Origin of the sequence: Streptomyces sp. NPDC006294 (genome assembly GCF_042870895.1) — a bacterium.
In the GTDB taxonomy this organism is placed as follows: Bacteria; Actinomycetota; Actinomycetes; order Streptomycetales; family Streptomycetaceae; genus Streptomyces.
In genome coordinates this window covers 43,401-68,071 of the sequence record NZ_JBIAHV010000001.1, presented here as the reverse complement: position 1 = coordinate 68,071, position 24,671 = coordinate 43,401, and the positions used below count along the sequence as shown (strand labels likewise).

19 protein-coding genes, 1 other RNA gene and 1 pseudogene are annotated in these 24,671 nt (G+C 71.4%); 6 read left to right on the top strand and 15 right to left on the bottom strand.

The features are described from left to right. Nucleotides 1-14 precede the first annotated feature (14 nt). The 9 genes from ACFYOP_RS00265 to ftsE all read right to left on the bottom strand — a co-directional run bounded on the left by ACFYOP_RS00265 (nucleotide 15) and on the right by ftsE (nucleotide 9,551). Nucleotides 15-1,172, bottom strand: a complete 1,158-nt coding sequence (locus tag ACFYOP_RS00265; RefSeq protein ID WP_356898133.1) for an acyltransferase — start codon at nucleotides 1,170-1,172, stop codon at nucleotides 15-17. Continuing rightward, the gene (locus ACFYOP_RS00260; protein ID WP_388450440.1) at nucleotides 1,169-3,364 is read right to left on the bottom strand and encodes a glycosyltransferase; all 2,196 of its coding nucleotides are present in this window, start codon (nucleotides 3,362-3,364) and stop codon (nucleotides 1,169-1,171) included. The genes ACFYOP_RS00265 and ACFYOP_RS00260 overlap by 4 nt, the downstream gene beginning before the upstream one ends. Continuing rightward, entirely contained in the window at nucleotides 3,365-4,003 is a 639-nt protein-coding gene (locus ACFYOP_RS00255) for a hypothetical protein (protein WP_356898132.1), read from the bottom strand. It abuts the gene before it with no gap. 407 nt (nucleotides 4,004-4,410) lie between these two features. After that, on the bottom strand, nucleotides 4,411-5,508 hold the full coding sequence (locus tag ACFYOP_RS00250) for a class I SAM-dependent methyltransferase (RefSeq protein ID WP_356898131.1): 1,098 nt from the start codon (nucleotides 5,506-5,508) through the stop codon (nucleotides 4,411-4,413). Nucleotides 5,509-5,712: 204 nt separating this feature from the next. Further along, nucleotides 5,713-6,082, bottom strand: a transfer-messenger RNA (tmRNA) gene (gene ssrA / locus ACFYOP_RS00245). A 101-nt stretch (nucleotides 6,083-6,183) separates the two neighbouring features. Continuing rightward, entirely contained in the window at nucleotides 6,184-6,663 is a 480-nt protein-coding gene (smpB, locus tag ACFYOP_RS00240; RefSeq protein ID WP_356898130.1) for an SsrA-binding protein SmpB, read from the bottom strand. 18 nt (nucleotides 6,664-6,681) lie between these two features. Beyond that, on the bottom strand, nucleotides 6,682-7,836 hold the full coding sequence (locus ACFYOP_RS00235) for a S41 family peptidase (protein ID WP_356898129.1): 1,155 nt from the start codon (nucleotides 7,834-7,836) through the stop codon (nucleotides 6,682-6,684). Between the two features lie 67 nt (nucleotides 7,837-7,903). Continuing rightward, a complete protein-coding gene (ftsX, locus tag ACFYOP_RS00230) occupies nucleotides 7,904-8,821 on the bottom strand; it encodes a permease-like cell division protein FtsX (protein ID WP_356898128.1) in 918 nt (305 codons plus the stop codon). 40 nt (nucleotides 8,822-8,861) lie between these two features. Continuing rightward, entirely contained in the window at nucleotides 8,862-9,551 is a 690-nt protein-coding gene (ftsE, locus tag ACFYOP_RS00225) for a cell division ATP-binding protein FtsE (protein ID WP_005316903.1), read from the bottom strand. 254 nt (nucleotides 9,552-9,805) lie between these two features. Between ftsE and ACFYOP_RS00220 the strand changes: the two genes are divergently transcribed. Beyond that, entirely contained in the window at nucleotides 9,806-9,997 is a 192-nt protein-coding gene (locus tag ACFYOP_RS00220; protein WP_356898127.1) for a hypothetical protein, read from the top strand. Nucleotides 9,998-10,099: 102 nt separating this feature from the next. On the opposite strand, the gene ACFYOP_RS00215 is transcribed toward ACFYOP_RS00220, so the two are convergent. From ACFYOP_RS00215 to ACFYOP_RS00205, 3 genes and pseudogenes are all read right to left on the bottom strand, one after another. Then, nucleotides 10,100-10,939, bottom strand: a complete 840-nt coding sequence (locus ACFYOP_RS00215) for a hypothetical protein (protein ID WP_356898126.1) — start codon at nucleotides 10,937-10,939, stop codon at nucleotides 10,100-10,102. A gap of 311 nt (nucleotides 10,940-11,250) precedes the next feature. Further along, on the bottom strand, nucleotides 11,251-11,820 hold the full coding sequence (locus tag ACFYOP_RS00210) for a hypothetical protein (RefSeq protein ID WP_356898125.1): 570 nt from the start codon (nucleotides 11,818-11,820) through the stop codon (nucleotides 11,251-11,253). Between the two features lie 396 nt (nucleotides 11,821-12,216). After that, nucleotides 12,217-12,441, bottom strand: a pseudogene (locus tag ACFYOP_RS00205) (RHS repeat-associated core domain-containing protein); the annotation flags it as partial. 11 nt (nucleotides 12,442-12,452) lie between these two features. On the opposite strand from ACFYOP_RS00205, the gene ACFYOP_RS00200 reads away from it, so the two are divergent. Next, nucleotides 12,453-12,731, top strand: a complete 279-nt coding sequence (locus ACFYOP_RS00200) for a hypothetical protein (RefSeq protein WP_356898124.1) — start codon at nucleotides 12,453-12,455, stop codon at nucleotides 12,729-12,731. Between the two features lie 82 nt (nucleotides 12,732-12,813). On the opposite strand, the gene prfB is transcribed toward ACFYOP_RS00200, so the two are convergent. From prfB to ACFYOP_RS00185, 3 genes are all read right to left on the bottom strand, one after another. Further along, nucleotides 12,814-13,920 (bottom strand): peptide chain release factor 2, encoded by a 1,107-nt coding sequence (gene prfB / locus ACFYOP_RS00195; RefSeq protein WP_356898123.1) that lies wholly within the window; start codon nucleotides 13,918-13,920, stop codon nucleotides 12,814-12,816. Nucleotides 13,921-14,003: 83 nt separating this feature from the next. Continuing rightward, entirely contained in the window at nucleotides 14,004-15,275 is a 1,272-nt protein-coding gene (locus tag ACFYOP_RS00190; RefSeq protein ID WP_356898122.1) for a serine/threonine-protein kinase, read from the bottom strand. A gap of 129 nt (nucleotides 15,276-15,404) precedes the next feature. Further along, entirely contained in the window at nucleotides 15,405-17,036 is a 1,632-nt protein-coding gene (locus ACFYOP_RS00185) for a serine/threonine-protein kinase (protein ID WP_356898121.1), read from the bottom strand. A gap of 433 nt (nucleotides 17,037-17,469) precedes the next feature. Here ACFYOP_RS00185 and ACFYOP_RS00180 point away from each other — a divergent pair, with 433 nt between their 5' ends. The 4 genes from ACFYOP_RS00180 to ACFYOP_RS00165 all read left to right on the top strand — a co-directional run bounded on the left by ACFYOP_RS00180 (nucleotide 17,470) and on the right by ACFYOP_RS00165 (nucleotide 24,568). Further along, entirely contained in the window at nucleotides 17,470-20,694 is a 3,225-nt protein-coding gene (locus ACFYOP_RS00180) for an FtsK/SpoIIIE domain-containing protein (protein WP_356898120.1), read from the top strand. 179 nt (nucleotides 20,695-20,873) lie between these two features. Next, the gene (locus ACFYOP_RS00175) at nucleotides 20,874-22,232 is read left to right on the top strand and encodes an ABC transporter substrate-binding protein (RefSeq protein WP_356898119.1); all 1,359 of its coding nucleotides are present in this window, start codon (nucleotides 20,874-20,876) and stop codon (nucleotides 22,230-22,232) included. 4 nt (nucleotides 22,233-22,236) lie between these two features. Further along, nucleotides 22,237-23,583 (top strand): sugar ABC transporter permease, encoded by a 1,347-nt coding sequence (locus ACFYOP_RS00170; RefSeq protein ID WP_356898118.1) that lies wholly within the window; start codon nucleotides 22,237-22,239, stop codon nucleotides 23,581-23,583. 97 nt (nucleotides 23,584-23,680) lie between these two features. After that, a complete protein-coding gene (locus tag ACFYOP_RS00165) occupies nucleotides 23,681-24,568 on the top strand; it encodes a carbohydrate ABC transporter permease (protein ID WP_356898117.1) in 888 nt (295 codons plus the stop codon). Nucleotides 24,569-24,671 lie beyond the last annotated feature (103 nt).

Sequence of the window (24,671 nt, the reverse complement as noted above, 5' to 3'; positions counted from 1 at the left end):
CCGGTGGCTACACGTCACCGGTGCGAAACCTTGCTCTCACCCGAGGGCCGGGCGGGGTGTGAGCGGCCGGTCCCCTGACCGTTCGGCCACAGCCGCGGACGGCGCTTCGCCGCCAGGTCCTCGGCCCAGCCGAAGAGCAGGACGCACACGGCGATCAGCCCCCAGGCGGCCAGCAGCACGGGCACCCAGCTCTCCAGCAGCCAGGGCGCGTGTTCGGCGAGCGCGTCGATCTCCCACATCCGGTCCCAGAGGGCCGCGGCGAGCAGGATGCACACGTTGTGCCAGAGGTAGACGGTCACGGCCCGGGCGTTGAGCAGAGTGATCACGCTGTCCCACTGGCGCAGCTTCGGCGGCCAGGACTCCCAGGACGGGCTGACGTGCATCAGCAGCATCACCGCGCCGAGCGACCAGAGGGCGGCGGCAGGCGGGATGCCGTCGAGCCCGTCGCCCGAGGGGAAGCCGTGGCGCACGGCCCACCAGAGCCCGGCCCCCATCACGATCGGCGACAGCGAGGGCACGACGTAGCGCGGCAGGCGGGCGAGGACGCCTTCCTGGCGGGCCATGCCGAGGAGCCAGCACGCGCCGAAGGTGGTGAAGTCGGTGAGCGCCGAGTCGATCCGCTCCGGGGTGGAGAGGTGGCCGGTGGCCAGCACGAAGGAGAGGACGAGGGGTGCGGCGAGGGTCGCCCACGGCAGCCTGCGCAGGCAGCGCAGCAGCAGCGGCGTCAGGAGCACGAACCACAGGTAGGCGCGCAGGTACCAGAGCGGCTCCGCCATGTCGCCGGCCCAGCCGGCGGCGAGGTACGGCGGGTCGCTCAGCGGCAGGATCCAGAAGACCGCGGACGGCCCCGGGCGCCATCCCTCGATGAGCATCGCGGGGACGGCCACGGCTCCCAGCACCCACAGCGGGGGCAGCAGCCGCCGTATCCGGCCACGGATCACCCGGAGCGCCGGGCGGGCGAGCGAGCGGGCCATCAGGGAGCCGGCCAGCGCGAACATCACGCCCATGGAGGGGAAGAGGAGCGGCAGCCAGGCCCAGCCCACCAGGTGGTAGAGCACGACCCGGAAGAGAGCGAGCGCCCGCAGCAGGTCGAAGTAGCGGTCCCTGCCGCCTGCGGGGACCGGAGAGGTCCCGCCTGCGGGCGTCGCCGTCCGCGGTGACGTGGCCGTCATGCGACCGACCTCCGCTCCGCGGCGGCGCGCTGCCGCTGGTTCTGGGCGACCCCCGGGGCCTCGACCGCCCCGGTGCGCCGCAGCTTCTGCCAGCGCAGCCGGCCGCCGGTCAGGGCGGTGATCCACGACTGCAGGAGCACCACGTACATCAGCTGGCGGTAGAGGATCTGCTGGAGCGGCAGGGAGAGGAGGTGGACCATGCGTTCCTTGTCGAGTCGGAAGGCGTAGGCGGCACAGACCGCCTGGATCGCGAGCACGCCGAGCCAGGCGGCGATGGTCTTCTGGGTGGGGCCGAAGACCAGCCCGTACAGCAGGAAGACGTCGATCAGCGGGGCCAGCAGCGGCGCGAGGACCATGAAGAGGGAGACGAGCGGCAGGCCGACCCGGCCGAAGCGGCCGGAGGGCCCGCGTTCGACGAGGGCGCGGCGGTGCTTCCAGATCGCCTGCATGGTGCCGTAGCTCCAGCGGTAGCGCTGGGACCACAGCTGCTGCACGGACTCGGGGGCCTCGGTCCAGGCGCGGGCCTTCTCCGCGTAGACGACCTTCCAGCCGTCGCGGTGCATGGCCATGGTGATGTCGGTGTCCTCGGCGAGGGTGTCCTCGCTCATGCCGCCGACCCGCTCCAGCGCGGTGCGGCGGAAGGCGCCGACGGCGCCGGGGATGGTGGGCATGCAGCCGAGCAGGTCGTACATGCGCCGGTCGAGGTTGAAGCCCATCACGTACTCGATGTGCTGCCAGGCGCCGATGAGGGTGTCGCGGTTGCCGACCTTGGCGTTGCCCGCGACCGCGCCGACGCGCGGGTCACCGAAGGGCTGCACGAGCTCGCGGACGGTGGCCGGCTCGAAGACGGTGTCGCCGTCCATCATGACGACGATCTCGTACCGGGCGTTCCTGATGCCGTTGTTGAGGGCGGCGGGCTTGCCCGAGTTGGGCTGCCGTACGACACGGACGCCCCGCAGCCCCATCGCCTCGACGATGTCGGCGGTGCCGTCACTGGAGCCGTCGTCGATGACGATGACCTCCAGCGGATGGTCGCTGGCCATCAGCGAGCGGACCGTGTTGGCGATGCACTCGCGTTCGTTGTACGCGGGGACCAGCACGGACACCGGCCGGGTGATCGGCGGTCCCCAGCTGAAGTTCCTGCGGCGGACCTTGCGGGCGTGGGCGAAGGACAGGATCAGCATCAGCCCGAAGCGGGCGAAGACCAGCACGCCGATCACGGCCAGGCAGACGACCAGGACCTCGGTGGTGTTCTCGGAGACGGCCACGGCCCCGACGAACGCCTTGCCCTTCCACAGCTCCGGGCCGCTCACCCCGGTGTGGGCGCTGGGGACGCCGAGGGCCTCTGTGAGGTTGGTGAACCGGTAGCCGCGCGCCTTCATGTCCGGCAGGAAGCGGTCGAGGGCGGCCACGGTCTGGGAGCGGTCGCCGCCGGAGTCGTGCATCAGCACGATGGAGCCCTCGGTGCCCTTGGGGGTGACGCGCTCGATGATCGCCTCGACGCCGGGGCGCTTCCAGTCCTCGGAGTCGGTGTTGTTGAAGGCGGTGATGTAGCCGCGGGTCCCTATGTACTGGGTGACCGGCCAGGACTCGTCGTCGAGGGCGTCGGAGAAGGAGGAGTACGGCGGCCGGAACAGCGAGGTGCGGATGCCCGCCGCGCCGGCGATGGCGAGCTGGTTCTGCGACAGCTCCCAGTCGATGCGGTCGGTGGACTGGAAGGAAAGATCGGGGTGGTTGAACGTGTGCAGGCCGATCTCGTGGCCCTCTCGCACCATCCGTTCGACCAGGTCCGGATGGCGGGAGGCCATGGTGCCGGTGACGAAGAAGACGGCGTGCGCGTCGTGTTCCTTGAGCTCGTCGAGGACCTTCGGCGTCCAGACCGGGTCGGGGCCGTCGTCGAAGGTCAGCACCAGCCGCCGCTCGGGGATGCTGAGCGCCTTCGGGTTCTGCTTGTCCCGCGCGTCGATGACGGGGCCGCCCGCGAGTATGTGCTCGGGGACCTGCTCCGTGGGGGCCGGGGGGCGGACGCGGTGGTCGGCGAGGATCTCGCTGTGCACATAGCCGCGCAGCATCAGCATCGCCAGCAGGGCGACCAGAGAGAGCGCGGGCAGCAGATAGCGCATCGGCAGTCTGCGGCGTGCGACTCGCTTGGGGCTCCGCCGGGGCGGAGCCCCTGGGGTGGGAACGGTCATTTACGGTGCGCCTTCTTGCACGGGCTGTACGGGGGCGTCGACGGGCTGTACGGGGGCGTCGCTGGTGGGAGCAGCGGGCTCGGAGGGCTCGCTGCCACCGGACGGAGTGGTGTCAGGGGTGGGCGCGCTGCTGGCCGGGGCCGCGGGGCCGCCGCCCGGGTCCGCGCCGGTGCCACTGCTCGCCGGCCGTGGGGCCGGCGTCGCGGCGGGGGGCGGCGCGGACCCGGGCGGCGCGGTGGCCGGCGAACTGCTGCCGGCGGAGCTGTCCGAGGGCCGGGGCACGGTGCCGACCGAGTCTTCGGGGGCGGGCTTCCCGGACGGGGCGCCCGGCGTCGCCACCGCGGACTCACGGTCGGTGGGCGCGGGTTGGATCTCTACGTGCTCGGGCTTCTGATCCCCCGCCTGACCGAGGCCGGGCATCCAGGGCGCGCTGGAATCGCCGCCGATGAGGGCGGCGGCCAGGGTGATGGCGTAGCAGGCGCAGGCGGCGGCCAGCACCCAGCCGATACGGCGGAGTTTCTTGCTGCGCCGGCCGCTCTCGTCGACGAAGACCGGCCCTTCGTCGCTCTCCTGGACGGCGATGGGCTCGACGGGCAGGTCCCGCAGCTGCCGTCCGAGGCCGTCGAGTTGAATCGTCACCTCGTGCGGCTCGTGCGTGTGACCGGTACCGGCGTTTTCTTGCCAATTCTCCATGGCGTGTGGCACATCCCCCCACTGACTGGATTCGGGTGCGCGCACAGCTCCCCGGCTGCTTTCGGACGCGGTCCCCGAACCCTGTCCGAGCGCTTCTACCCCACTCACTCACCCGGTCCATGAATGTAGCGCACCCTGTCGCACCCGGCTCACCGCAGCTGGTTCTTGTCACACATCAGGGACATATCTCGTTTCGGCAACCGTCGACATGCGCGCTTTCCGGCCAGCCTCCGGGCACGTCGAAGCCGGCGGTCCGCGGCGCCGTCCGGCGCGCGCCCCCGTCCACGGCTTCGCCCGCACCGGCCTGTACGGCTTCGCCGGCGCGGGCGTTCAACCAGATCGCGAAGAACCGGCTACGGACGGGCTTCGAGCACCATGTTGAAGGGCGTCTCCGTGGCCCGGCGGAACCGGGTGAACCCGGCCTCCTCCGCCACCTCGCGAAGCCTCTTCTCGCCGGCCTGCGCCCCGAGCCCGGCGGCGACTTCCTGCGACAGCGACGACGGGGTGCAGATGACCGTCGACGCCGCGTAGTAGATGCGGCCCACCGGATTGAGGTTGTCCGCGAGCTCGTCGTTGGCGAACGGCTCGACCAGCATCACCGCCCCGTCGGGGGCGAGGACCTCGCGGGTGTGCCGCAGCGCTCCGACCGGGTCGCCCATGTCGTGCAGGCAGTCGAAGAAGCAGACGAGGTCGTATCCCTCGCCGGGGAAGTCCTTCGCAGAAGCGGCGGCGAAGACGGTGTTGTCCGAGACGCCCGCCTCGGCCGCGAGCGCGGCCGCCTTGTCGACCGACGCCCGGTGGTAGTCGAACCCGTGGACCGTGGACGCCGGATACGCCTGGGCCATCAGGATCGTGGACACGCCGTGGCCGCAGCCGATATCGGCCACCTTCGCACCGGCGCGCAGCTTCTCCGTCATCCCGTCGAGGGCGGGGATCCACTCGGCGACGAGGTGGGTGCGATAGCCGGGCCGGAAGAACTGCTCGGTGCCGCGGAACAGCTCGGGATCGTGCTCGTGCCAGCCGAATCCGCGCCCGCTGCGCAGCGCTTCGGCGATCCGGTCGCGGTCGCGGTAGACGGAGGCGACGATGTGGTAGCCGCCGACCAGGTAGACGGGGCTGTTCTCGTCGGCGAGGACGAGCGCCTGCTCGGGCGAGAGGGTGAACGTGCCGCCGCCCGCGTCGTAGTCGACATTGCCGCTCGCCGCCTGGGCCGCCAGCCACTGGTTCACGTACAGGACCGGCACACCGGTGCGCTCGGCGACCTGCGCCGCCGTCAGCGGTCCGGCGTCCTTGAGCGCCGACCACAGGCCGAGCTCCGCACCGATCATGACGAGCACGCCGTTCATGGCGGCTCCCATGTCGGTGACCGCCTGCCCGAGTAGCTGTTCGAGGCGCGCCGAGTCGAGAGCCTGCTCGCCGGTCGCGCGACCGGTCTCTGCTGCTGTTGCCATGAGGACCGCCTCCAGAGAGAGGCCGACGCGACTGCATCAGCCCCACAAATGAGGCTAGTTCACTACAAGTCGGACAACAACGGTCAAACCGGTTCCGGGAGGCGCACAGAGAGGCACGGGCAGGTCCGGCGAGACACAGGCGCAGCGCACATGAAAGACCTCCGGCCCGCGGAGGTGTCCGCGGGCCGAAGGTCTACATGGGATGAGTGGAGATGGCGGGAATCGAACCCGCGTCCAACGGTGCAGAATCAGGGCTTCTCCGTGTGCAGTTCGCTGCGATTTTCTCGGCCCCGGAGATCACGCGAACAAGTCTCCGACGGGCTCAGTCACTGTTTGATTTCCCTCTACGCCCCGTGACCGGGCTTAGAGGTTTAGTTCCCTAGCTGATGCCAGGATCCGGGTCGGGAACAGCCCCGGGCTGACACTTCGCAAATCGCTACTTAGGCAGCGAGGGCGAAGGAATCGCGCTTGGTGTTGGCGATTATTGTTTGCGACATATGGTTTACGAGATCATTGCCGCTTCCTCGACACGCTTCCCCTGCTTCGACATCCGCTGTCGAAACCGATCATCCCCATGTGTATTTTTCAAGCCCCTGGAGGGGCGGCGCCCCGCTCGGCGGGACTGTTGCCATCGTACGTGACCAACGCACCCCGATGCCAGCGTATTCCCCGGGGTCAGCCCCGTGCCCTCCGGCGGACCGCCGACACCGCGCGCTCCGTCTCGCGGCGGTCCTGCTTCTCCCGCAGCGTCTGACGCTTGTCGTACTCCTTCTTGCCCTTCGCCAGCGCGATCTCGACCTTCGCCCGGCCGTCCTTGAAGTAGAGCGCCAGCGGGACGATCGTGTGCCCGGTCTCCTGCGACTTCGACTCGAGCTTGTCGATCTCCATCCGGTGCATCAGCAGCTTCCGCCTGCGGCGGGCGCTGTGGTTGGTCCAGGTGCCCTGGCTGTACTCCGGCACGTGGACGTTGTGCAGCCATGCCTCGTTGCCGTCGATCTGCACGAAGCCGTCCGCCAGCGACGCCCGCCCCTGGCGCAGCGACTTCACCTCGGTACCGGTCAGCACCAGACCGCACTCGTAGGTGTCGAGAATGTGGTAGTCGTGCCGCGCCTTCTTGTTCTGCGCGATCAGTTTGCGCCCTGTTTCCTTAGCCATAGTGCGGTCATTTTCGCACTACGACCCGCCCCCGAGGCCACTCAATACCGTCTGGGCCCGTTTTTCTGCGCCCTCGGGCGCCACCAGGTCCGGGACGATGCCCTTGCCGTCGACACTGTGACCCGAAGGCGTCCGGTAGTGACCCACGGTGAGCTCGGCGACCGACCCGTCCGGGAGCCTGCTCGGCATCTGCACCGAGCCCTTGCCGAAGGTGCGGGTACCGACCGTGACAGCACGGCCCCGGTCCTTGAGCGCCCCGGTGACGAGCTCGGCGGCGCTCATGGTGCCCGCGTCGACGAGGGTGACGACGGGCCGTCCGGTGTCGCCGCCCTGCTCCGCGTGGAGCGCCCGCTGCCGGCCGTCCACGTCGTACGTGGCGACGAGGCCGCCGTCGAGGAAGGCCGAGGCGGCGGTGACCGCCTCCGACACCAGGCCGCCTGCGTTGCCCCGCAGATCGAGGAGGACGCCGGCGCCCTCGGGGGCGTCGTGCACGGCCCGCCGCACCCGCTCGCCGGAGCCCTTGGTGAACGACGAGATCCTGATCACGACGGCGCCGTCCGCGTACTCCACGGTGACCGTCTCGGTGCTCAGCAGGGCGCGGGTCAGCTTCTTCGACCAGCTGCGCCCGTCACGCTCCAGCTCCAGGACCACATCGGTGCCGCTGCCGCCGCGGAGCAGCGCCACGACCTCGGTGACCGGCCGCCGGGCGACGTCCTTGCCGTCGACCGAGAGAAGCCGGTCGCCGGCCCTGATCCCGGCCCGCGCCGCGGGGCTGTCCCGCTGCACCCGGGCGATCTCCACCGTGCCGCCGGCGGCGCGTCTCGCGCCGAGGCCGACGCCGGTGTACTCGCCGTCGAGCGCCTTGCGGAACTCCTCGTACTCCTGCTTGTCGTACACGGCGCCCCAGCGGTCGCCGCTGCGGCTGACGACCTCCTCGGCCGCCTTCGTGCCCGACTTGCCCTTGGCCGCGGCCTCGGCGGCGGCGCGCGCCACGTCCTCGCGGTCCACCGTCGCCGCGGCGGCGCGGGCGGAGAGCGCGGGCCGTGCGGAGGCGTCGTCCTGCGGCAGGCAGTTGGTGACCGCGGCCGTGGCCACGACGACTCCGAAGACCAAAGTCAGGGCAGCCCCGCGGCGAATACCGTGGGGCCTGAGACTGAACTCGGGGCCGGACATGGCGACGAGTCTAGGACAAGCAAAGGGCGCCGTACGGCGGTTGCCCGCACGGCGCCCGGGGCGCTTGTCACACCTTCAGATACTTGCGCAATGCGATGAAAGCGGCCACGGCGGGCATCAGCAGCCCGATCGCCAGCACCAGGGGCAACTTGGTGATCACGGCGTCCCAGCCGATGAAGTTGACCAGCTGCATCTTCTCGGAGAGCGCCAGACCGTGGTCGATCAGGAAGTAACGCCCCACCAGAAGCATCAAGGAGGCGACCACACCGCCCAACAGGCCCGCGAAAGCGGCCTCCATGATGAACGGCATCTGGATGTAGAAGCTCGATGCGCCGACGAGCCGCATGATGCCGGTCTCACGCCGACGGCTGAACGCGGAGACGCGCACGGTGTTGACGATGAGCATCAGCGCAATGACGAGCATCAGTCCCATGACGAAGATCGCCGCCACGTTCATGCCGTTCATCAGGGAGAACAGGTTCTCCAGGATGTTGCGCTGGTCCTGGACCGACTGCACGCCGTCCCGGCCGGCGAACGCCGTCGCCACGACCTTGTACTTCTCCGGATCGTCCAGCTTCACGCGGAACGACTCCTGCATCTGGTCCGGGGTGATCGTGGACGCGATGGGGGTGTCGCCGTACTGCTCGCGGTAGTGCTTGTACGCCTGTTCCGCCGTCTCGTGGTGAACCTTGTCGACGACGTCCATCTTCTTCAGATCGGCCTCGATCTGTTCCTTCTGCGCCGCGGTGACGGCCCCCTTGGAGCACTGGGGCGAGGTCGCCGCGTCGTTCTTGTTGCAGAGGAAGATGGAGACGTTGACCTTGTCGTACCAGAAGTCCTTCATCGTGCTGACCTGCTCGCGCATGAGCAGCGCACCGCCGAACAGGGCGAGCGACAGGGCTACGGAGACGATCACCGCGAAGGTCATCGTGAGATTGCGGCGGAGACCGACCCCGATCTCCGACATCACGAACTGGGCGCGCATGGCGTGCTGTCAGCCTTTCAGTCTTGCAGTCTGTCCGGGCTCAGTGCTGATAGCCGTAGACGCCGCGGGCCTGGTCGCGGACGAGACGGCCCTTCTCGAGCTCGATGACGCGCTTGCGCATCTGGTCGACGATGTTCTGGTCGTGCGTCGCCATGATCACGGTGGTGCCGGTGCGGTTGATCCGGTCGAGCAGCTTCATGATGCCGACGGAGGTCTGCGGGTCGAGGTTTCCCGTCGGCTCGTCCGCGATGAGCAGCATGGGGCGGTTGACGAAGGCCCGGGCGATCGCCACGCGCTGCTGCTCACCACCGGAGAGCTCGCCGGGCATCCGGTCCTCCTTGCCGCCGAGGCCGACGAGGTCGAGCACCTGGGGCACGGCCTTGCGGATCTCGCCACGCGGCTTGCCGATGACCTCCTGCGCGAACGCCACGTTCTCCGCGACGGTCTTGTTGGGCAGGAGCCGGAAGTCCTGGAACACGGTGCCCAGCTGGCGGCGCATCTGCGGCACCTTCCAGTTGGAGAGCCGGGCCAGGTCCTTGCCGAGGACATGGACCATGCCCTGGCTCGCGCGCTCCTCACGGAGAACCAGCCGCAGGAACGTCGACTTGCCCGAACCGGACGAGCCCACGAGAAAGACGAACTCGCCCTTCTCGATCTCGAGGGAGACGTCACGCAGGGCAGGACGGTTCTGCCGGGGGTATGTCTTGGAGACGTTGTCGAATCGGATCACGGGTGCACCACGGTCGGCCGGGAGTAGGTGAGCGTGACCTTACGCGACTGCGCCGCAGCCGCGCAGTCCCCGTCCTGACTTGCGTATTTTGTCCGTTCGTCGTTCGAGGGCAAATCCGGCGGCCCGCGCCTAAAAGCGCGCGAGCTGGCACAGTGGTAGGGGAACAGTCGCGTTTCCCTGTGCGTTGTCGGGAGAGAAATGTGCTTGCGGTCCGCGCTCCTTGCGGCCCCGGCGCGCGGTGAGGAGGAGAGCGCATGACCTATGACCGATTGGTGTGCGCCAACTGCGCTGCACCTGTCACCGAGGGCCGCTGCCCGGTCTGCCGGGCGAATCGTGAGCGACTGCAGCAGGAAGGGCCGCTCGGCGGCCTGAACCCGGCTGCGCTGCTTGCCCTGCTGGTGCTGCTGGTGGCCGCGGTGGCGCTCCTGGCGGCGCAGACCGCCTAGGGGCACGCAGGGCGCGCTGCGCGCGCGAGACATGGAAGAGCCCGGGACCATCGGCCCCGGGCTCTTCTCGTGGTGCGTTACCGCTTGCGCACGCTCTGTCGCTTAGGCGACGGTGCGGCCACCGGCCACCAGACGCGGCAGCATACGGAAGCCGATGCCACCGGCGATCATCGTGGCGGCGCCGACCAGCAGGAAGGTCGTCTCGGCGGCGCCGGTCTCGGCCAGCTCACCGCCGGTGCCCGTGCCCGTACCCGTACCGGTGCCCGTGCCGGCGTCACCGGAACCGGCCAGCTCTTCCTTGCCCTGGCTCTGCTCGATGGGCTTGGAGCCGGCATTGTCGGTGTCGGTGCCGTCACCGTCACCGTCGATCACACCGCCGCCACCGTTGCCGCCGCCGCCGCTGTTGCCGCCGCTGCTGCTGCCGCCCGAGTTGCCGTTGCCGCCCGTGGAGTCGTCACCCCCGGTGCCGCCCGAGTTGCTGTTACCCCCGGACTGCTCGCCGGAGGAACCGGTGCTCGTCTCGCCAGAGGTACCGGCGCTGGTCTCACCCGACGTACCGGCGCTGGTCTCACCCGACGTACCGGCGCTCGTCTCACCCGACGTACCGGCGCTCGTCTCACCCGACGTACCGGCGCTCGTCTCACCAGACGTACCGGCGCTCGTCTCACCCGACGTACCGGCGCTCGTCTCACCAGACGTACCGGCGCTCGTCTCACCCGACGTACCGGCGCTGGTGCCACCGGACTCGCAGAGCGTCGGAATGAGCTCACATCCGGGCTCATCGTTGGTGCTGACCTCGCCGCTGACGCCGACGCCGGCGACCTCGACGTCGCCGGTCAGGTCGAAGGCCTGCGCCGCGCCTGCGGCGGTCAGCGACGCACCCGCGGCGATCACTGCGCCGGCGGCTATACGCGCGACACGGATCCGCGTGTTCTTCGTCATGTAACTGCTACCCCCAGTAGCTCTCGTCATTGGAGCTGCGTCAGGGGCAGCGAGTCCGGGGGCCTTTGTGCCGCGCCCCCGGTTCACACGCGCCCCAGAAGTACGCATGCCGCGCGCCACCCTTCCCAGTTTTCGAAAGGGCGTCAAGTTCGTTAGCAGACGCGATGTCCGGAATAATCTCACTTGCCTGGCCTGGGGGCATGCAACTGTGACATAAAAGGGAACTGCCGCCCCCTGGAGGGCAGTTCCCTTGTCGATAAAGCGCCGAAAACATCCGCATGGCGCTTGCGGGCGCGAATCGCCCAGGGGTGCTACCCGCCCGACACCACCGCTGCCACCGCCACCCCGAGGGCGGTCACCAGGCAGACGTCACCGACCCAGGACACCGTCACCGTGCGCCGGGCGCTCTCCGCCTCGCCGTCGCGACGGCCCCTGCGCTGCCGGGCGACCTCGCGGAGACGCTCCGCCGCCCGGTCCGCCGAGCCGACGAAGTGGTCCAACAGCGAGCCGCCGAACCCCGTGGCGTAGATCTCGCCGCCCTCGGTCGTGCGCACCTTCAGGGTGCCGTCCTTGCCGGTGCCGACCTCGCTGACCAGGCGGTACGGGACTACATAGGTGAACAGCGGGTTCACCACCCGCAGCACGCCCGGGTCGAGCACGACCCGCGCGCACAGGACGCGCCGAACCAGCGCGATCGTGGCGAAACACAGGGCGACGCCCGTCAGGGGGCCTTGCGGGTCGTCGCTCCACACGGCCATGTCGGTGGCCCCCACGGCGCCGAGGCCCATAGCCAGGACGATCGTCCAGGACAGCACCGAGAAGGACTTCCGGCGCAGGACCTCGCGACGCGGGTCCTCTCGCTCGGTTCTCGACTTGGTCATCTGGCGCCCTCTTGCTCGTGTCGTGCTCGGTACGGCGCCCGGGGCGAGGGAGGAACCTGTGCGGTCCCTCCCTCCCGGCCCAGGGCCGGACGCGCGTGAGGCCCTTGCGGGGATTCCCCCCAACAGACGCCGGGGTAGGAGCCGACGCTGCAGGCGCCGAGGCTGACGCTGCCCGCGCCGCAGAACCCGACGTTGAATCCGGCGTTGAATCCGGCGTTGACGCTCATGTTGCCGTATGTCGCTCCGGCGTCGACACGGGTCTGCGGACGCATCACCGCGTGCTTCATCCCGGTCGCGGGCGCGACCTTGGTCATCACCTCGGTCTTGGAGATCGCGTTCGTCCTGTACGCCTCACGCCAGGTCTTGGCCCCGCCGAAGGCCCGGCCGAACGCCGAGGGTGACCGGGTTGTTGGTGCCGTACTGGTAGCCGTTGTGCTGCCGTTCGTCGCCCTGGAGCATGAGCGGGTCGACCGACAGGAACCGGCCGAGAGCGGGATCGTACTCGCGGGCGCCCAGGTGGGTGGTGCCGGTCGGGTCGGTGGTGCCGCCGACGAAGCCCCGGTTGCCCGGCCAGTTCGTGCCCGAGCTGGAGCGGGGGCCACCGAGGGGCAGCTGCTTGCGACCGGCCCGACGTGGGCGGCCCGTATGTCTTCCACCGCGGTACGAACGAGAACGACGGCGGGTACGACATCAGCCTGGACGCGCGTACGGGTATCGGCTCGAACTGGTCCACGTCGACGGTGCCGATGTTCGTGGCGGCGCCGGACGGCAACAACAACGGTGTGATGGACCTGTGGGCCACCACTCCCGACACCGGCAGGATCCGGTTCTTCGCCGACAACACGGCGAGCGGGCACACGGCGGTGACCATCGCCACCGAGGCCCTGTCCGGCTACCGGAGAATCGCCTGACCGGACCGGGGAACGCCGGACGGGGAACGCCGAAGCGCCGGGTCCCGGAGGGGCCCGGCGCTTCGGCGCGGCTTGTCGCGCGCTACTTCTCCTGCTGCTTGCGCCAGCGGATGCCCGCCTCGAGGAAACCGTCGATCTCGCCGTCGAGCACCGACTGCGGGTTGCCGACCTCGAACTCGGTACGCAGGTCCTTGACCATCTGGTACGGGTGCAGGACGTACGAACGCATCTGGTTGCCCCACGAGCTTCCGCCGTCGCCCTTGAGGGCGTCCATCTTGGCGCGCTCCTCCTGCCGCTGACGCTCCAGCAGGCGGGCCTGGAGAACGCGCATCGCGGACGCCTTGTTCTGGATCTGCGACTTCTCGTTCTGGCACGAGACCACGACGCCGGTCGGGATGTGCGTGATACGGACGGCGGAGTCGGTGGTGTTGACGGACTGGCCGCCGGGGCCGGAGGACCGGTACACGTCGATACGGAGATCGTTCTCCGGGATGTCGATGTGGTCGGTCTGCTCGACGACGGGCAGCACCTCGACGCCCGAGAAGGACGTCTGGCGGCGACCCTGGTTGTCGAACGGCGAGATGCGGACCAGGCGGTGCGTGCCCTGCTCGACGGAGAGGGTGCCGTACGCGTACGGGGCGTGGATGACGAAAGTGGTCGACTTGATGCCGGCCTCTTCGGCGTACGACGTCTCATAGATCTCGGTCTTGTAGTCGTGCCGCTCGGCCCAGCGCAGGTACATGCGCTGGAGTCGCTCCGCGAAGTCGGAGGCGTCGACACCGCCGGCCTCGGCACGGATGGTCACGAGGGCCTCGCGCTCGTCGTACTCGCCGGAGAGGAGGGTGCGGACCTCCATCTCGTCGAGGGCCCTGCGGACCGCCGCCAGTTCGGCCTCCGCCTCGGCGAGGGCGTCCGGGTCGTCCTCGTCCTCGGCGAGCTCGAAGAGCACCTCGAGATCGTCGATACGGGAACGGAGCGCCTCGGTCTTGCGGACCTCGGCCTGCAGATGCGAAAGCTTGCTGGTGATCTTCTGCGCCGCGTCGGGGTCGTCCCACAGGGACGGTGCCGCCGCCTGCTCCTCGAGCACGGCGATGTCTGCCCTCATCCGGTCGAGGTCCAGGACGGCCTCGATCGACCCCATGGTCGAGGAAAGGGACTTCAGCTCTTCGGATACATCGACGACTGCCACGGGTCCAGCGTAACGGCTGAGCCGGCGGACCAGTGCTGCCCCCGGTGGCCCGGGCTTCCGGGGGCCGCAGGGCCCCGCGGGCCCTACGGTTCCGCGGGCGCCGACTGCCGGTTGTCCTGCGGCGGCGCCTGGCCGTCGTCGCCGCTGGTGGCCAGCCAGCCGCCGACGCCGACCGCCGCGGCCACGGCGAGAGCGGCGACACTGAGAGTGATACGGCGCCTGCGCAGCGCGGCGGCCCGGTTCCGGGCGGAGCCGGGCCTGCGCTGGCCGGGCGTGCGGGGCGCCCGCGCCGTCCCGTGGGCGCCGCCCGCGAGCTCGTCGGGGGCGGGGACGCGCATCGAGGTGTGGGTGTCGCGGTTGGAGTCGGCGGGTGCGCCGCCCGGGACCAGCGGCACCGCGCCGCGGCGGCGCTGCTCGCCGGGGGCGGGCCGCGCGACGTCCTCGTACGGCTCCGGGGGCTGCTCCGCGTCGGGCTCGTCGACGTCCAGGGGCGGGATGCCCGCGAGCGTGGGCAGCAGGTCGTGCAGCCGGGAGGCCACCTCTGAGGCGCGCAGCCGGGAGGCGGGGGCCTTCGCCAGGCACTGGACGACGAGCTGCCAGAGCTCGTCGGGGATGCCGGGCAGCGGCACCACGGTCTCGGTGACATGGCGGCGCAGTACGGCGCCGGGGTGGCCGCCTCCGAAGGGCGTGAAGCCGGCCAGCAGCTCGTAGAGGACCGTGGCGAGCGCGTAGATGTCGACGGCCGCGCGGGGCGGCAGGCCCTCGACGATCTCGGGCGCGATGTAGTCGGGGGTGCCGATGATGCCGGACGGGTTCGGCGCGGCGCCGCCGGCGGGGCGGGGCGCCTTGGTACGGCGCGGGGTGTCGATCAGTTTGGCGACGCCGAAGTCGGTGAGGAGCGCGGGGTGCGAGCCGGCGGGCCCGAGCGGACCCTCCATGTCGAGCAGGATGTTCTCCGGCTTGACGTCCCGGTGCACGACGCCCGACGCGTGGGCGGCCGCGAGGCCGTCGGCGACGTCCGCGACGATCGCGACCGCGGCCTCGGGCGCGAGGCGGCGCTCGCGGTCGAGCCGGGTGCGCAGATCGGTGCCGCGTACGAGCTGCATGACCAGCGCGAGGTCGTTGCCGTCCACGACGAGGTCGCGGACGCCGACGACTCTGGGGTGGTCGAGTCCGAGCAGGACGGTGCGCTCCTGGACGAAGCGTCCGACCAGCTCCTGGTCGGAGGCGAGGTCCTCGCGAAGAATCTTGATGGCGACGGGCCCTTCGGGTCCTTCGCCGAGCCACACCGTGCCGGCGCTGCCCCGCCCCAGGATCTGGTGGGCCGTGTACCGGCTGCCGATATTCCGTGCCAAGACTGCTCCCTCAGCGGCTGGCGTTGTCCCACAACGTACGCGGGCATTGGGGTGCTGCGTGCCCCGGATGGCGCCAACCTCCACTTCTGCGGGATAAGTCGGCCCGCAGAAGTCGACAAAACGACAGGGTTACTGCTGGTTACCGATCTGGTCGGCGGTGTCCTTGGCCTCGCCGAGCTGCCCGATCCAGTCGGTGACCGTCGAAACGGCGTCGCCGATCGCCTCCCAGTAGCTCTTGCCCTCCGAGATCCACCCCTGGAGCGGAGTGAGTTCCCAGATCAGCCAGCCGGCCACGACCAACAGCAGCACCGTGAACAGGCAGCCCTTGAGGCAGCCGAGCCCCGGGATGCGCATCGGGTTCGCACGCTGCCTCGGCTGGCGGGGCGGGCGCTGCGCCGGCGGCTGCTGGGGCGGCGGCGCCTGCGGGGGCGCGTACTGCTGCTGGGGGGCGTACTGCTGACGCTGCGGCTGGGGGGCCGGCGCGTACGGCTGGGGGCGCTGCGGCTGCCGCTGCGGCTGCCGGTTCTGCGGCGGCTGCTGCGGGGCCTGTCGCTGGGGACGGCGGCGCATGGGGTCCTGGCTCGGATCGAGGTACTGGACCTGCGTCTGCTCGTTGCGGTCCCGCGCGGCCTGCAGCTGACTCTGCCAGGGGTGCGGCTCCTCGGGGCCCTGCCCCGGGGGTACGGGCGGCATGACGGCGGTCGGGTCGGCGTTGCCGCCCGGCTGCCCGGTCTGCGGCATGACGCTGGTCGCGGCGGCCGGATCGTACGCCGAGCTGCCGCCGCCGGTGTTCGGCAGGACCTGCGTCGCGTCGGAGGACCCCGGTGCGCCGGGGACCGGTGCCGGGGCCGGGTCGGGCGCCAGCAGCGCGCCGACGCCGAGCGCGGCGTCGACCTGGGCGGCGTTCGAGTGCACGCCGATCCCGGCGGCGACCGTACGCAGACCGCGGGCGAGGTTCTCGGCGCTGGGCCGCTCCGACGGCTCCTTGCGCAGACAGCGCTCTATGACCGTCCACAGCGGCTCGGGGACCGTGGTGGGGCGGCGGGGCTCCTCGCTGAGGTGGCGGTGCAGCACCTCGAGCGCCGTGCCGCCCGCGAACGGGGGCCGTCCGGTGACCAGTTCGTAGAGCAGGATGCCCGCGCCGTAGATGTCGACCGCCGACGTCTGCGGACGGCCCTCGGCGGACTCCGGCGCGACGTACGCGGGGGTGCCGACGAACTCGTGGGTGCGGGTCAGACCGGGGGAGTCGGCGAGACGCGCGATGCCGAAGTCGGTCAGCATCGGGTGCATCTGGCCGTCGGCGTCCGTCTTGAGCAGCACGTTCGCCGGCTTCAGGTCGCGGTGGACGACTCCGTCGGCGTGGCTGGAGGCGAGCGCGTCCGCGATCTGGGCGGTCATCAGCGACGCCGCGACCGGGCTGAGCGGGCCGCTCTCGCGCAGGTAGCGATGCAGATCCGGGCCATCGACCAGGTCCATGACCAGAGCGAGGAGATCCCCCTCGACGACGAGGTCGCGGGTGCGGACGATGTTCGGGTGGGTGAGGCGGAGGAGGACGGAGCGCTCCCGCAGGAAACGCATCACCACGTCCGCGTCGTTCGCGAGCTCCTCCTTGAGGACCTTGATCGCGACGGTCTCACCGGGCTGTCCCGCGACGGCCGCCTCGGCGCCCGCGGTCTCCCTCTGACGGGCTCGCCAGACGGTGCCCGTGGCACCGCGCCCGAGGGGCTCCTCGAGCAGGTACTTGCTGCCTACCGGCCGCACGTCATGCGCTCCCTGCTGATCGTGGTCCTCACATGGCCCGGTCCGCCGGACGAAGGTCGGTCCGCCGGGTTGTCCGCCCCACTTTAAGGGGTGTCTTTCCTGTCGCCCCTGTTCGAGAGACAGACGCGGGCATCGTACGGATGGTTGCCGGGTCCGCGTGCAGTGAACATCGCGATCCCTTCCGTCCGTAGTCCACTGGATGACCTTTACGGGATGCCACCAGGCACTTTTCCGTCCGTATTTGTCCCCCGGGCCGACCGGTCAAGATCACTTACGGGTGGGCGGGAGGCATGTTGTCGGTGGCGGATGCGAGGATGCCTCCAGCACGGAGCCGTGGGCGGGAAGAACCGGGGCGCCGTGCCGACCTGCCGGGTGGGGGCTGTCTGGGCGGCTCCCCTGCCGGGCGCCCGCGCAGAAGGGATGGCTGACGGCGATGCAGATCCGGCTGACTGTTCTCGCGCCGCGCGGCGGACAGTCCGCGCCCGCCGGGCGTCCCTGCGACGTGATCGTGACCGCGCCCGCGGGCACGGCGCTCGCCGCCGTGGCCTCCGGCCTCGCCGCAGCCGTCTCCGGCCCCGACGTCTCGGGGACCGTCGTCCTCTACGCGGGCCAGGAGCGTCTCGACCTCCAGCGCCGCACCCTGGGCGAACCGCCGCTGGTGGACGGCGCCGTGCTGGCCCTCCAGACACCGGCCGACGACGAGCCCCACGGGAGCGACGTCCCGGCCCAGCTCCATGTCGTCGCCGGACCCGACGCGGGCGGTGTCCATCTGCTGCACGGCGGCCGGGTCAGCATCGGCCGCTCCGCCGACGCCGATGTGCCGCTGGACGACCCCGACGTCTCCCGGCTGCACTGCGCCGTGACGGTCGCGGACGACGGCCGGGTCACGGTGACCGACCTCGGCTCCACGAACGGCACGACGGTCGACGGCACCTCCGTGGGCAGCCGCCCGGTCCGCCTGCCGACGGGCGCGCTGCTCCGCCTCGGCGAGTCGACCCTCCGGCTCGCCCCCGGGGCCGGGCCGCCGGCGCTCCCCACCACTCCTGACGGAGAGGGCCACCTCCGCGTCCCCGGCGCCGTGCCCGCGGACGCGGGTGACGCCCCCGTCGCGGACGGCCGCGGACCGGCGGACTCCGGCAGGTACCGGCCGGTGCCCGGCGCGAGCGGCGGCAGCGGGCCGGGACCTTCGTGGGCGGACCCCGGTCCCGACCGGCCGGCCCGGACCACGGACGCACCGGCCCCCGACGCGGCTCACCGGCCGCGCGCCGGCGGCGCGACCGGGCCGGGCGGCACCGTCCGCGTGACCACCGCCGGAGGGCCTGCGCCCGGTGCCGGGCCACAGGGCCACGGCAGCGGAGCGTACGACGCCCCGAGCCGGCCCGGCACCGGGCACGAGCCGAACCGGTCCGAGCAGACGCACCACTTCGACGCCGCGGCGGCGCGGGTGCCCGCGCAGTACGTCCCCGACGGCGGGACGCCCGTCACCGGCCCGGACGCGGACGCGCCGGGCCGGCGCAGGCGCGGCATAGGGACCTGGGCACGGCGGCTCGCGGGAGGCCGGGGCGGACCGGTGGTTGAGGAGACCGGCCCGGCCGGTCCCGTGGCCGCCGCGGCCCCGCCGACCGTGGCGAGCTGGCCCGACCCCGCGGCCGTTCTGCTGACCGCGCTCGGCCCCGGCCACCGGCTGTGGGAGCGGGGCCCGGACCACCCGGAGTCACTGGTCCTCAGGCTCGGTACGGCCGACCGCGCCGACCTGCCGTCCGTCGCCGTGACCGTGGCGCTCAAAGAGGCCGGTTCACTGGGTCTCGCCGGCCCCCGCGCGCGGCTCGCCGGCCTGGCCAGGTCCGCGGTGGCCCAGCTCGCCGCGCTGCACTCCCCCGGCGACCTGGAGATCGTGCTGATCAGCGCGGACCGCTCCCGGGGTCTCGAGGAGCGCACGGCGGAGTGGGCCTGGCTGGGCTGGCTGCCGCATCTGCGCCCGGCGCACGGCCAGGACTGCCGGCTGCTGCTCGCGTACGACCACGACCAGGCGACCGCCCGTGCCGCGGAGCTGGCGCGCCGGCTGGACGAGGGCCCGCTCGGCCCCGGCTGGCCGAGCGCCGACGGCCGGGCCGTCATGGAGGCGGCCGACCGGCACGGCGGCCCGCGCACCGTGGTGATCGTCGACGGCGACCCCGGCTCCGCCGCGCTGCGGGAGACGACGGCCCGGCTCGCCGGAGCCGGCCGCGCCGCCGGCATCCATCTGATCTGTCTGGCGGAGACGGCCGCGGCCTCCCCGCTCTCCCCCGTCGCCGTGACCTACGAGTCGGCGTGCGCGGTGTCGCTGCCGTTCCGTGAGTGCGGGGCCGCGGCCCTGCTGACCGGGGACGTGGCGACCGCGCTGCGCCTGATGCGGGTGGCCGGCGGCCGGCCCGCGGGCCACGGCACCGTCGGTGTGGTGGACGCCGTGTCCGCCGCCTGGGCCGAGCGCTTCGGACGGGCGCTGGCCCCGTTGCGCGTGGAGGGTTCGAGCGTCCACCCCGGCAGGGTGGCCGTGCTGCCGCAGTCCGCGCGTCTGCTGGACGAGCTGGAGCTCGCGCGGGCCACCCCCGCGTCGCTGATGGCGCGCTGGGCGTCGGCCTGTGACGGGACCGTGGTCCTCGGCGCCGGCCCCCGGGGGCCGCTGACCGTCGACCTGGCGGAGGAGGGCCCGCATCTGCTGATCGAGGGCCCGGCGGGCAGCGGCCGTACGGAGCTGCTCCGCTCGGTCGCCGCGTCGCTGGCGGCCGCTGGCCGCCCGGACCGGCTCGGGCTGCTGCTCGTCGACGGCGCGGGCGGGGAGCGCGGCGACGGGCTGACGGCCTGCACCGAACTGCCCCATGTGACCGAGCACCTGGTGGCGAGCGACCCGGTGCGGATGCGGTCCTTCGCCCAGGCGCTCGGCGCGGAGCTGAAGCGCCGTGCGGCCGCGCTGGACGAGGCGGGCGTCGCCGACTTCACGGAGTGGCGCACCCGGCGCGAGGTCGCGGAGCGGATGGTGGGCCAGCGCCCGCCGAGCGCCGCCGAGCAGCGCGGCGATCTCGACTCGCCCTCCTCGGGGACGCTCAGGCTGCGCCCCGGCGGGCGTACGAGGAGCCGGGAGCCCGATCCGCTGCCGCGCCTGGTGGTGCTGGTGGACGACTTCGACGCGCTGGTGGCCCCTGCGCTGGGCAGCCCGGGCCGGCCGGCGGCCGGTTCCGTCGTACGGGCGCTGGAAGCGGTGGCCAGGGACGGCGGGCGGCTCGGCATCCATCTGGTGGCCACCTCGTCGCGGCCCGACCGCACCGCGGACACGCAGCTCGCCGAGGGTGCGCGGCTGCGGGTCGTCCTGGAGGCGCCGCCGGTCGCGCCCGGTCCCGACGACCCGGCGCCCGGCCGGGGCAGGCTGGGGCATCCGGACGGGCGGGTGACCGCGTTCCAGAGCGGCCGGGTCACCGGACGCATACCGCGTACGGCGACGTCACGGCCGACCGTGGTCCCGCTGGAGTGGGAACGTATGGGCGATCCGCCCACCCGCCGGCCACTGCGCGAGCTGGGCAACGGTCCGACCGACCTGGCCCTGCTGGCCAGCGCGCTGGAGCGGGCGGCACGGTCGGTGGACGCGTCCCCCGTCCCTCCGCTGGCCCCGGCACATCCCTGACCGGCCGGGGGCACCCTGGCCGGCCCCCGCCGCCATTTGACCTGACATCGCGTCACGAGGGCATCACGAAAGAGTGATACTCCCCCGGGGCGCTATTGCGGCACCCGTAGCGCGGGCGTAGACCTGTCGGAAGGCGCGACAGGTCAGGTAAAGCAGCGCACAGGAGAGACGGGGCAGTAATGCGCAGAACTCTTCGTACGGGCAGGGCCGCAGTGGTGTTCGCCGCGATCGGCGCCCTCGCCCTCACCGGATGCGGCGGCGACGGCGGCGAGCCGGGTGACGCGGGTCCGACGAACGGCAGCGAGTCGCCGTCCACGGTGCGGTTGCCCAAGCTGAACGGCGAGAAGGTCGAGGTCGCCGCGGTGTGGAGCGGCCCCGAGCAGGAGAACTTCACCAAGGTCCTGGACGAGTTCGAGAAGCGTACCGGCGCGACGGTCACCTTCGTCCCGGCACAGGACCCGATCGTCAACTTCCTCGGCACGAAGATCGCCGGCGGCAGCCCACCGGACGTGGCGATGCTGCCCCAGGTCGGCGCGATCCAGCAGGCGGTGGCCCGCAAGTGGGCCAAGCCGGTCGGGCCGGAGGCCAAGGAGCAGTTGGAGAAGAACTACTCGAAGGGCTGGCGGGACCTCGGTGCCGTCGACGGCGAGCAGTACGGCGTGTACTACAAGGCCGCCAACAAGTCCCTGGTCTGGTACAACAACGCCGTCTTCGAGAACGCGGGGGCGACGGAGCCGAAGACCTGGGACGAGTTCATGTCGACGGCGGAGACGATCTCCGCGTCGGGCGTCACCCCGGTCTCCGTCGCGGGCGCCGACGGCTGGGTCCTCACCGACTGGTTCGAGAACGTCTACCTCTCCCAGGCGGGCCCCGAGAAGTACGACCAGCTCGCCAAGCACGAGATCAAGTGGACCGACGCGTCCGTGAAGGACGCCCTCACCACGCTCGGCGAGCTGTTCGGCAAGCCGAACCTGATCGCGGGCGGTACGGACGGCGCGCTCCAGACCGAGTTCCCCGCGTCCGTCACCCAGACGTTCACCGGCGGTGACGCCCCCAAGAGCGCGATGGTCTTCGAGGGCGACTTCGTGACCGTCAACATCGCGCAGACCGACGCCGAGATCGGTACGGACGCGAAGGTCTTCCCGTTCCCGGCCGTCGGCGCAGAGCCGCCGGTGGTGACCGGCGGGGACGCGGCGGTGGCGCTCACGGACAGCAAGGGCGCCCAGGCGCTGCTGACCTTCCTGGCGTCCCCCGACGCCGCGGCCATCCAGGCGGGCGCCGGCGGCTTCCTCTCGCCGAACAAGTCGCTGGACCTGGCGGCGTACCCGAACGACGTGCAGCGGGACATCGCCAAGGCGCTGATCGAGGCGGGCGACGACTTCCGCTTCGACATGTCGGACCAGATGCCGCAGTCGTTCGGCGGGACGCCCGGCAAGGGCGAGTGGAAGATCCTCCAGGACTTCCTGAAGAACCCGAAGGATGTCGCGGGCACCCAGCAGAAGCTGGAGGCCGAGGCGGCCAAGGCGTTCAAGAGCTGACGCCGTGACGCCCGTCACCGCGGGGGGCCCGGCCCGGCCGGTGCCCCCCGCCGACAAGCGCAAGAGCGTGACAGGCACACGTAAAATAGTCGCGGTCGGCTTTCTGCTGCCCGCGCTGGTGCTGCTGGGCGCGCTCGTGGTCTACCCGATCGGGTTCTCCCTCTACCGGTCCTTCTTCGATCAGTCGGGCAACGGCTTCGCCGGGCTCGGCAACTATGTGGAGATCTTCACCGACGACACGATCTTCACCGCGGTCAAGAACAACGCGGTCTGGGTGGTCGTCGCGCCGACCGTGTCCACTGCGCTCGGTCTGATCTTCGCGGTGCTCACCGAACGGGTCCGCTGGGGCACCGCGTTCAAACTGATCGTGTTCATGCCGATGGCGATCTCGATGCTCGCGGCGGGCATCATCTTCCGGCTCGTGTACGAGCAGGACCCGGAGCGCGGGGTGGCCAACGCGGTCTGGGTGGGCGTACACGACACGTTCGCCGAGTCGGCCGGCTTCCCCAAGGCCCGCCCGCTGCCCGTCCATCCCCTCGAGGCCGCGGGGGGCGGTGCGTTCGTCACCAAGGAGCCGGTCTCCGCCGGCACTCCCGTACAACTGCCCCTGGTCGGGGTGGCGCCCGCGAAGATGCCGTCCGACGCGGAGCCGGCGAAGGCGCCGGAGACCGGCGACGGGGAGATCCACGGCACCGCGTGGCTGGACTTCACCCGCGGCGGCAGCGGCAAGCCGAACACCATCGACGCCGAGGAGGTCGGCCTCAAGGGCATCAAGGTCGAGGCGGTCAAGGACGGCAAGGTGGTCGCCGAGACACGCGCCGGCGCCGACGGCACGTTCACCCTGCCGGCCGCGGCGGACGGCGCGCTGCTGCGGCTCCCGGCCGACAACTTCCGCGAGCCGTACAACGGCGTCAACTGGCTCGGGCCGAACCTCGTCACGCCCGCGATCATCGGCAGTTACGTGTGGATGTGGGCGGGCTTCGCGATGGTGCTGATCGCGGCCGGACTGGCGAGCGTGCCCCGCGAACTCCTGGAGGCCGCGCGCGTCGACGGCGCGAACGAGTGGCAGGTCTTCCGGCGGATCACGGTGCCGCTGCTGGCGCCGGTGCTCGCGGTGGTGCTGGTCACGCTGATGATCAATGTGCTGAAGATCTTCGACCTGGTCTTCATCATCGCGCCGGGCTCCTCCCAGGACGACGCGAACGTCCTCGCGCTCCAGCTGTACCGCTCGTCGTTCGGCACGGACGCGGACCTCGGTCTCGGCAGCGCGATCGCGGTGCTGCTGCTTCTGCTGGTGCTGCCGGTGATGTTCTTCAACATCCGGCGGATGCGAAGGGAGACCCGGCGATGAGCTCCCGGCACCGCACAGCCGCCCCCGCCCGGGGGTCCGGGGGTCGCCCCCCGGGCAGGCACAGCAACATCCGGCGGATGCGAAGGGAGACCCGGCGATGAGCGACACCACGAAGGGGGCCGGCGTCAGGGCGAAGCACTCCCTCGCCACCCGGATCGCGGCCCGCACCGGCGGAGGCGTGCTGCGGGTCTTCCTCGTCCTCGCCGCCCTGTTCTGGCTGATGCCCACCATCGGCCTGCTGCTCTCGTCGCTGCGCGACAGCGGTGACATCGCGGCGAGCGGCTGGTGGACGGTGTTCACGGCCCCGGCCCAGATCACCACGGAGAACTACTCGCGGCTGCTGGAGAACGACGCGATCACCGACTCCCTCTTCTCCACGGTGATGATCACCGTCCCGGCGACCGTGCTGGTCGTGGTCATCGGCGCGCTGGCCGGATACGCCTTCGCCTGGATGGAGTTCCCCGGCCGCGACTGGTGGTTCATGGTCGTCGTCGGCCTGCTGGTGGTCCCCGTGCAGGTCGCGCTGGTGCCCGTCTCCGAACTCTTCGGCGTCGTCGGCATCTTCGAGACGACGCTCGGCGTGGTCCTCTTCCACGTCGCCTTCGGTCTGCCCTTCGCGATCTTCCTGCTGCGGAACTTCTTCGCGGAGATCCCCCGCGAACTGCTGGAGGCGGCACGGCTCGACGGCGCGGGCGAGATCCGGCTCTTCACCAGGGTCGTCATGCCGCTGGGCGCCCCGGCGATCGCCTCACTGGGCATCTTCCAGTTCCTGTGGGTGTGGAACGACATGCTGGTCGCGCTGATCTTCGCCGACTCCGACAGCGCGCCGATCACCGTCGCGCTCCAGCGGCAGGTACGGCAGTTCGGCAACAACATCGACGTGCTCGCGCCGGGCGCGTTCGTGTCGATGATCATTCCGCTGGCGGTGTTCTTCGCCTTCCAGCGGCAGTTCGTCTCCGGTGTGATGGCGGGCGCGGTCAAGTGACCGGCTGACGGGCGCACGCACGCGCGGGCGCCCGGAAGAGCGTACGGAACGGCGGCTCTGGTTACCCCCGTGACCGGGCCGCCATTCGCCGTTGGTCCCCCGT

What these genes read in the sequence shown, in the direction of transcription:
- ACFYOP_RS00265 (WP_356898133.1), bottom strand. Translation starts at nt 1,172, where the DNA reads ATGACGGCCACGTCACCGCGGACGGCGACGCCCGCAGGCGGGACCTCT.
- ACFYOP_RS00260 (WP_388450440.1), bottom strand. Translation starts at nt 3,364, where the DNA reads ATGACCGTTCCCACCCCAGGGGCTCCGCCCCGGCGGAGCCCCAAGCGA.
- ACFYOP_RS00250 (WP_356898131.1), bottom strand. Translation starts at nt 5,508, where the DNA reads ATGGCAACAGCAGCAGAGACCGGTCGCGCGACCGGCGAGCAGGCTCTC.
- smpB (WP_356898130.1), bottom strand. Translation starts at nt 6,663, where the DNA reads ATGGCTAAGGAAACAGGGCGCAAACTGATCGCGCAGAACAAGAAGGCG.
- ACFYOP_RS00235 (WP_356898129.1), bottom strand. Translation starts at nt 7,836, where the DNA reads ATGTCCGGCCCCGAGTTCAGTCTCAGGCCCCACGGTATTCGCCGCGGG.
- ftsX (WP_356898128.1), bottom strand. Translation starts at nt 8,821, where the DNA reads ATGCGCGCCCAGTTCGTGATGTCGGAGATCGGGGTCGGTCTCCGCCGC.
- ACFYOP_RS00220 (WP_356898127.1), top strand. Translation starts at nt 9,806, where the DNA reads ATGACCTATGACCGATTGGTGTGCGCCAACTGCGCTGCACCTGTCACC.
- ACFYOP_RS00215 (WP_356898126.1), bottom strand. Translation starts at nt 10,939, where the DNA reads ATGACGAAGAACACGCGGATCCGTGTCGCGCGTATAGCCGCCGGCGCA.
- ACFYOP_RS00210 (WP_356898125.1), bottom strand. Translation starts at nt 11,820, where the DNA reads ATGACCAAGTCGAGAACCGAGCGAGAGGACCCGCGTCGCGAGGTCCTG.
- ACFYOP_RS00180 (WP_356898120.1), top strand. Translation starts at nt 17,470, where the DNA reads ATGCAGATCCGGCTGACTGTTCTCGCGCCGCGCGGCGGACAGTCCGCG.
- ACFYOP_RS00175 (WP_356898119.1), top strand. Translation starts at nt 20,874, where the DNA reads ATGCGCAGAACTCTTCGTACGGGCAGGGCCGCAGTGGTGTTCGCCGCG.
- ACFYOP_RS00165 (WP_356898117.1), top strand. Translation starts at nt 23,681, where the DNA reads ATGAGCGACACCACGAAGGGGGCCGGCGTCAGGGCGAAGCACTCCCTC.